Here is a 7,908-nt window from a genome sequence, read left to right on the forward strand (position 1 = left end):
CCCGGGTGACGCTACTGGGAGTCGCCGGCGTCCGCCGTGGCGTCGACGGTCGCGATGTCGTCTTCGGCGTCGTCCGCGATCTCGGGGATGACGACCGGAGCCGGCTTCGGCTTCGATCCGAAGACGAACCTTGCGGTGTCGGTCCGGGAACCGCCGTCCCAGTTCTCGACGTCGACGGTGACGATATCGCCGGCGTGGACATTGCCGAAGAGGATCTCCTCGGACAGGTGGTCCTCGATCTCCCGCTGGATGGTCCGACGCAGCGGCCTGGCACCGAGCACCGGGTCGAACCCCCGCTTGGCGAGCAGGTCCTTCGCCTGCTCGGAGACCTCCAGCGCCATGTCCTTGTCGGCGAGAGCCTTGCGCAGCCGGCCGAGGAGCAGATCGACCATCTCCACGATCTGGGCCTGGGTGAGCTGGTGGAAGATCACGATGTCGTCGATGCGGTTGAGGAACTCCGGCCGGAAGTGCTTCTTCAGCTCGTCGTTGACCTTCGCCTTCATCCGCTCGTACTGGCCCTTCTCGTCCGTCTCACCGGTCGAGGAGAAGCCCATGCCGACAGCCTTGGAGATGTCCCTGGTGCCGAGGTTCGAGGTGAAGATGAGGACCGTGTTCTTGAAGTCCACGACCCGGCCCTGACCGTCGGTGAGACGGCCCTCCTCGAGCACCTGCAGCAGGGTGTTGTAGATCTCGGAGTGGGCCTTCTCGATCTCGTCGAACAGGACCACGGAGAACGGCTTGCGGCGCACCTTCTCGGTGAGCTGGCCGCCCTCGTCGTAACCGACGTATCCGGGGGGTGCACCGAACAGGCGGGACGCGGTGAACTTGTCGTGGAACTCGCCCATGTCGATGGAGATGAGCGAATCCTCGTCACCGAACAGGAACTCCGCGAGCGCCTTGGACAGCTCCGTCTTACCGACACCGGACGGGCCGGCGAAGATGAAGGAACCGGAGGGACGCTTCGGGTCCTTCAGACCGGCACGGGTGCGGCGGATGGCCCGGGAGACCGCCTTGACGGCGTCCTCCTGGCCGATGATCCGCTTGTGCAGCTCGTCCTCCATGTGGAGCAGACGGGAGGTCTCCTCCTCGGTGAGCTGGACGACGGGGATACCGGTCCAGGCCCCGAGGACCTCCGCGATCTCCTGTTCGCCGATCTCGGCGACGTCGTCGAGTTCACCGGCGTGCCACTGCTTCTCCTTCTCCGCCCGCTCCTCGGAGAGCTTGCGCTCGTCGTCGCGCAGCGAGGCGGCCTTCTCGAAGTCCTGGTCGTCGATGGCAGCTTCCTTGGCGCGGCGGACCTCGGCGATCCTGTCGTCGACGTCCTGGATGGCCTTCGGCGCGGTCATCCGCTTGATGCGCATACGCGCGCCTGCCTCGTCGATGAGGTCGACGGCCTTGTCCGGCAGGAAGCGGTCGTTGATGTACCGGTCCGACAGCCGGGCCGCTGCGACGAGCGCCGAGTCGGTGATGGACACCCGGTGGTGCGCCTCATAGCGGTCACGCAGACCCTTGAGGATCTCGACCGTCATCTCGACGCTCGGCTCCGGTACCTGGACGGGCTGGAAACGACGCTCGAGGGCGGCGTCCTTCTCGATGTGCTTACGGTACTCGTCGAGGGTCGTCGCACCGATGGTCTGCAGTTCACCGCGGGCCAGCTTCGGCTTGAGGATGCTGGCCGCGTCGATCGCGCCCTCGGCGGCACCCGCACCGACGAGGGTGTGGATTTCGTCGATGAACAGGATGATGTCGCCCCGCTGGTTGATCTCCTTGAGGACCTTCTTCAGCCTCTCCTCGAAGTCGCCGCGGTACCGGGAACCGGCGACGAGGGAACCCAGGTCCAGCGAGTAGAGCTGCTTGTCCTTGAGTGTCTCCGGGACGCGGCCGTTGACGATGTCGAGGGCCAGACCCTCGACAACGGCGGTCTTGCCCACACCGGGCTCGCCGATGAGCACCGGGTTGTTCTTGGTACGCCGCGAGAGCACCTGCATGATGCGCTCGATCTCCTTCTCACGGCCGACCACCGGGTCAAGCTTGCCGTCCTTGGCCGCCTGCGTCAGGTTGCGTCCGAACTGGTCGAGGACCAGGGAGTTCGACTTCTGGCCCGGCTTACCGGACGGGGCCGACGGAACGCCGTCGCCGCCACCCACACCGGCACCGGCGGGTTCGTCGGAGGCGTGCTCACTCTCCGGCTCGCCTCCCTCGTAGCCGCTCAGCAGCTGGATGACCTGCTGACGCACGCGCGACAGATCAGCCCCGAGCTTGACCAGCACCTGGGCGGCGACACCCTCACCCTCGCGGATCAGGCCGAGCAGAATGTGCTCGGTGCCGATGTACTTGTGGCCGAGCTGCAGGGCCTCGCGCAGGGCCAGCTCCAGCACCTTCTTGGCGCGGGGGGTGAACGGGATGTAGCCGCTCGGCGGGTGTCCGCCGGTCCCGATGATGTCCTCGACCTCGGTACGGACGGCCTCCAGGGAGATCCCCATGGACTCCAGGGCCTTGGCGGCGACGCCCTCCCCCTCGTGGATCAGGCCGAGCAGGATGTGCTCGGTGCCGATGTAGTTGTGGTTGAGCGCGCGGGCTTCCTCCTGCGCCAGAACGACGACGCGCCGCGCCCGGTCAGTGAACCTCTCGAACATGAGCTCTCCCTTACTCGCGGGGTCGGATACGGGCACCACCTTAGTGACTTCCCGACCCACCGTTGACTCACCATCGTCAACGTCACCCCTCCGGCGGGTGTTCCCGGTGCCGACGACCCCCTCGAGCCCCATGAACGTGCAGGTCACCATGGTTTTTTCTGATGATTCACGACGTTGTACGCCGTCAGCGAACAGACGCATCCGGTGCTCGCTTCCTCAAAAACAAGTAAACGGCCGAATCCGGACATTTCTATCTGTAACCTGGATTACACAAGGGCGTGTGGACCACCGCCCGTCACCACCTGCCATCCCGCAACATCAGAGAGAAGGACCACCATGAGCGGATCTGATCCCGCCGTCACCCTCAGGGAGCTACCGAAGCTCGCCGAGGGCACCCTGCCCCTGTTCAAGTCCGGCGTCCTGGGACTCATGGGCCCGCTGGCGATGGGTAAGGCCCTGAAGTCGATATACCAGTGGTCCTTCACCCCCGCCGGTCTGCTCTCTCTCGGGGCGGCACAGGACCCGTACCACACCGCCGTCATCGACGACGCCGGCTCGATCACCTACAGCGAGCTCCACGACCAGACGAACAAGCTGGCCCAGGCACTGTACCGCACCGGTGTCCGGGAGCGCGACAGGATCGGGATGCTCAGCCGCAACCACCGTGGCTTCCTCATGACCCTGTGCGCCCACGGCCGCCTCGGCACCGACATCGTCCTGTTCAACACCGGTGCCTCCGCGTCCCAGACCCGCGCGGTGATGAAGGAGCAGAAGATCGACCTGCTGTTCATCGACGAGGAGTTCATCCCGCTGCTGCCCAAGGGCTTCGACGAGTGCCCGGTGATCATCAACTGGGAGGAGAACCAGGATTCCGCCGCCGCCCCACTGACCGACGAGGAGAAGGAGCGTAAGGCCTCCCTCGGCTACGACGTCATCGAGTACGCCTCCAACGTCGCCGAGGCGAAGGAGTCCGAGGACCATGCGGTGCGCAACGCCCAGTGGCCGACCCTCACCGAGGTGCTGCGCACCTCCCCCGGCACCGAGAAGATCCCGGGCCACCCGCGCCGCGGACGCACCATCATCCTCACCTCCGGCACGACCGGCACCCCGAAGGGCGCCCGACGCCCGGAACCGAAGACCTACCTGCCGGCGTCCTCGATCATGTCGCGCATCCCGCTGAAGCACCACCGCGGCTACTACGTGCCGGCCCCGATGTTCCACCTCTGGGGCTTCTGCCAGATCCAGCTGGGTCTCGCACTGCGCGCGACGTTCATCCTGCAGCGCAAGTTCAACCCGCGGGACGCCGTGAAGCTCATCGAGGCGAACCGGCCGGACACGATCGCCATCGTCCCGACGCAGCTGCGCCGTCTGCTGGAGGTTGTCCCGGAGAAGTTCAACCCCGGCGTGCGCAACATCGTCGCCTGTGGTGAGGCACTGCCGCCGCGCGTCATCCGTGACACCCACGAGAAGTTCGGCAAGGTGCTCTACAACCTCTACGGGTCCACCGAGGTCTCCTGGGCGTCCATCGCGAAGCCGGACGAGCTCGAGGCCCACCCGACGACCGCCGGCAAAGCCCCGATGGCGACGACTCTGAAGGTCGTCGACGACGAGGGCAACGACCTGCCCGAGGGTGAGATCGGCCGCGTCTTCGTCGGCAACGACCTCCTCTTCGACGGCTACACCCGTCCGGGCGTGGACAAGGAGAACCTGCACGGTCTGGTCTCCACCGGGGACCTCGGCTACTTCAAGGACGGCCTGTTCTACCTCGCCGGGCGCAGCGACGACATGATCGTCTCCGGCGGCGAGAACGTCTATCCACAGGAGGCGGAGGACGTGATCTCGGACCTTCCGGAGGTCTACGAGGTCGCCGTGCACGGTGTGCCCGACCCCGATTTCGGCCAGGCACTGGCCTGCTACGTCGTCCTCAACGAGGGCGAGACCGAGGACGGCTTCGCCGAGAAGGCCAAGCTCGCGGTGAAGGCCAAGCTGGCCCGCCACAACGTGCCCCGCTACTTCGTGTTCATGGACGTGCTGCCGCGCAACGCGGTCGGCAAGATCGTCCCGCGTGAGCTGCCGAAGATCGACAACGGCATGGAGGACTGAGCGGACGCCGCCTGAGGCACCCCTCTCCTGCCCTGCCCCGGCCCGCCGCCCGTGCGGTGGACCGGGGCTTCGTGCTGTCCGGGCCGCGGCTCGCCGTTCTCATACCCGGGGATGACGACCGGTGCCAGGCACAGCGGCACCATGGAGGAGACAGTGTCATCAGTTCCCAGGAAGGAGCAGCGTTTCCACCATGATCCACCTCGCAGAAACCACCGGCACCTCCGATTCCGGAGGATGGTGGTTCGTTGTCCTGATCCTCGTCGCGGCGGTCGTCATCGCGCTTGCGGTGCTGTTCATTGCAGCGCTCGTCAGCATTCTGAGAACCCGCACCCTGACTGTCGGTGGCAAGGTCCTGTGGGTCATCGCAGCCTTCGTGTTCCCGGTGCTGGGACCGCTGGTCTGGTTCCTCTGGGGGCGCGGCGCGCAACTCTCCAGGGGTCCGTACAGGGATCCGTACAGGGATCCGTACGCACCGACGGACACCAACTGGCGGGCACCGGGCAGCGGACGGTTCTGATCCCCTGCTCCGTCTACCGGCCCGCCGCCCTGTGCAGCCACCAGTACCGTCACGCGGAAATCAGGTACCTGACTACCGCATCTCGGTACTGGTAGCGACCGTGAAGCCCCCTCGGTACTGGTGGCGACACCCCGCGTGCCCATTCCCCGGGGTCCTGAGCCGCCTCACTTCCACCCCCAGGGCTGCGGATCTGCGTCAGGCACGGAAGCGGCGCCCGGTCATTGTGACCGGGCGCCGCTGTCGCGTCTGCCCTGGACGGGTACGGGTACCACCGGTACCCACTCTGACCTGCTACTTCAGCTGGGCGGAGGAGAGGTTCAGCTCGCGGCGTGCGACGACGAGCTGCTGGATCTGCTGGGTACCCTCGAAGATGTCGAGGATCTTGGAGTCACGGGCCCACTTCTCGAGCAGGGAGCGCTCGGAGTAACCGAAGGAACCGGCGAGCTCCACGGCGCGCAGGGTCAGCTCGGTCGCCATGCGACCGGCCTTCGCCTTGCACTCGGAGGCCTCCTTGTTGTTCGGCTGCTTGTTGTCGGCCATCCATGCGGCCTTCAGGGTCAGCAGGTAGGCCGCCTCCCAGTCGGCCTCGAGGCGGATGTACTCGGAGGCTGCCGCGGTCTGGTTCCAGGCCGGGGCGTCGTAGTCGATCTCCACGCCGGCCTCGGTGAGGATCTCACGGAGCTTCTCGAGGGAAGCCCGGGCGACACCGACGGCCATGCCGGCGACCAGCGGGCGGGTGTTGTCGAAGGTCGCCATGGCACCCGCGAAGGACTTCTTGGTGTCGATCTCCGGGGAACCGAGCAGGTTCTCCTTCGGCACGCGGACGTTGTCCAGGATGAAGTGGGCGGTGTCCGAGGACCGGATGCCCAGCTTGTGCTCCAGGCGAACCAGCTCGAAACCGGGGGTGTCGCGCGGGACGAGGAAGGACTTGATGGCGGCGCGGCCGGCGGACTTGTCGAGGGTCGCCCACACGACGACGTGGTCACAGCGTTCACCGGCGGTGACGAAGATCTTCTCCCCGTTGAGGACGTAGTCGTCACCGTCGAGCTTGGCGGTGGTGGCCACGGCGGCGGAGTCGGAACCGAACTGGGGCTCGGTGATGGCCATGGCGGCCCACACCTTGCCGAAACGCTTGAGCTGCTCATCGGTGGCGACGGCGGCGACAGCTGCGTTGCCCAGGCCCTGGTACGGCAGGGACAGGGTCAGTCCGACGTCGCCCCAGCAGGTCTCGATGACGTTGATCAGTGACGCCATGTTGCCGCCGTTGCGGACACCGGCGTCCTTCTTCCTGTCACCACGGCCACCGGACGCGCCGGCCATGTCGCCGCCACCGTCGGTCATCCCCTCGACGAGGGAGGCCATGGTGTCGAGCTCGACGGGACGCTCGTGCTCGGCGAGGTCATACTTGCGGGAGATCGGACGGAAGATCTGCGCTGCGGCCTGGTGCGCCTGGTTGGCGGTGGCCCGCAGCTTCTTCGGGAGTTCGAGGTTGATCATTTCTTATGCTCCTTCGAGTGGTTGCGGACTAGAGGACGACGACGCCCTCGGCGACACCGACGGCACGCAGGTCGCGGTACCACCGCTCGACCGGGTGCTCCTTGGTGAAGCCGTGGCCGCCGAGCAGCTGGACGCCGTCGGAACCGATCTGCATGCCCTTGTCAGCGGCGAAGCGGCGGGCGAGGCCGGCCTCACGGTTGAAGGAGCGGCCCTGGTCGAGGCGGGAGACGCCACGGTAGGTGATCAGCTGGAGGGCATCGAGTTCGATGCGGATGTTGGCGACCATGAAGGCGACGGCCTGACGGTTGGCGATCGGCTCGCCGAAGGCGGTGCGCTCCAGGACGTAGGGCTTGACGTACTCGAGGACGGCCTCGGAGGTGCCGGTGGCCAACGCCGCCCAGCCGAGGCGGGCGCGGCGGATGATCTCGGCGTAGTTCTCGCCGCGGGTGTCGGCGTCCAGCTCGGCGCCGCCGAGCAGGTTGGCGGCCGGGACCTTGACGTCCTTGAGCAGGACACGGCCCAGGGACGCTGCACGCAGACCCATGGACGGGTCGGCCTCGACAACGACGCCTTCGGTGGAGGACTCGACGATGGCGAAGGTGTTCACACCGTCGAGGTCGACGGCGATGACGAAGAGCTCGGCGGAACCCGCGTTGGGGACCATGGTCTTCACACCGTTGATGACGATGTGGTCACCCTCGCGCTTGGCGGTGGTCTGCAGGACGAAGGGGTCGAACAGGGCGCGCTGTTCGTTGACGATGACCGCGGAGACCGGGACGTTCTCACCGGAGAACTCCGGGAGGTAGGTCTTCTGCTGGGCGTCGTCACCGTAGTTGGTGATGGTGTTCGCGACGCCGGCGGGGGCGAGGATCGCGACGGCCTGGCCCATGTCGCCGAAGGCGAGGGCCTCGGCGACCATGGCCCCGGTGGTGGCGGATGACTCGGCGGCGAGTCCCTCGTACTCCTCCGGGAGGTTGATCAGGGAGATACCGAGCTCGGCAGCGGCCGCGAGAACCTCGGGGGAGGTGACGGCGGCCTCGTTGGCGTCGTGGGCGACGGGGCGGAGCTGGTCCTCGGCGAACTCGCGGACGGCACCGACGAGCATCTCCTGGTCTTCGGTCGGGGTGAGGTCGAAGAGCACCTTCGCGGGGCGCG

General features: G+C 66.8%; 5 protein-coding genes. 2 read left to right on the plus strand and 3 right to left on the minus strand.

Features of this window, described 5'->3' with window-relative positions; genetic code table 11:
- Window positions 1-11: 11 nt before the first annotated feature.
- Window positions 12-2,636 carry an ATP-dependent Clp protease ATP-binding subunit gene (locus tag QZV72_RS06835; protein WP_297006575.1) on the minus strand — a complete coding sequence of 875 codons (2,625 nt, stop codon included), beginning with the start codon at window positions 2,634-2,636 and terminating at the stop codon, window positions 12-14.
- A 336-nt stretch (window positions 2,637-2,972) separates the two neighbouring features.
- Between QZV72_RS06835 and QZV72_RS06840 the strand changes: the two genes are divergently transcribed.
- Complete coding sequence (locus QZV72_RS06840) at window positions 2,973-4,739, plus strand: AMP-binding protein (RefSeq protein ID WP_297006576.1); 1,767 nt, start codon at window positions 2,973-2,975, stop codon at window positions 4,737-4,739.
- A gap of 190 nt (window positions 4,740-4,929) precedes the next feature.
- Window positions 4,930-5,256: a PLD nuclease N-terminal domain-containing protein gene (locus tag QZV72_RS06845; RefSeq protein ID WP_297006578.1), complete on the plus strand. Its 327-nt coding sequence runs from the start codon at window positions 4,930-4,932 to the stop codon at window positions 5,254-5,256.
- Window positions 5,257-5,547: 291 nt separating this feature from the next.
- On the opposite strand, the gene QZV72_RS06850 is transcribed toward QZV72_RS06845, so the two are convergent.
- Window positions 5,548-6,753 carry an acyl-CoA dehydrogenase family protein gene (locus tag QZV72_RS06850; protein WP_297006580.1) on the minus strand — a complete coding sequence of 402 codons (1,206 nt, stop codon included), beginning with the start codon at window positions 6,751-6,753 and terminating at the stop codon, window positions 5,548-5,550.
- A gap of 28 nt (window positions 6,754-6,781) precedes the next feature.
- Window positions 6,782-7,908 (minus strand): acyl-CoA dehydrogenase family protein (locus tag QZV72_RS06855; protein ID WP_297006581.1); only part of this gene is annotated, 1,127 nt, incomplete at its 5' end.

Origin of the sequence: uncultured Corynebacterium sp. (assembly GCF_902782855.1) — a bacterium.
GTDB lineage: Bacteria > Actinomycetota > Actinomycetes > Mycobacteriales > Mycobacteriaceae > Corynebacterium.

Bases quoted from the DNA above. Each gene is read 5' to 3' on its own strand.
- QZV72_RS06835 (WP_297006575.1), bottom strand. From the start codon at position 2,636: ATGTTCGAGAGGTTCACTGACCGGGCGCGGCGCGTCGTCGTTCTGGCG.
- QZV72_RS06840 (WP_297006576.1), top strand. From the start codon at position 2,973: ATGAGCGGATCTGATCCCGCCGTCACCCTCAGGGAGCTACCGAAGCTC.
- QZV72_RS06845 (WP_297006578.1), top strand. From the start codon at position 4,930: ATGATCCACCTCGCAGAAACCACCGGCACCTCCGATTCCGGAGGATGG.
- QZV72_RS06850 (WP_297006580.1), bottom strand. From the start codon at position 6,753: ATGATCAACCTCGAACTCCCGAAGAAGCTGCGGGCCACCGCCAACCAG.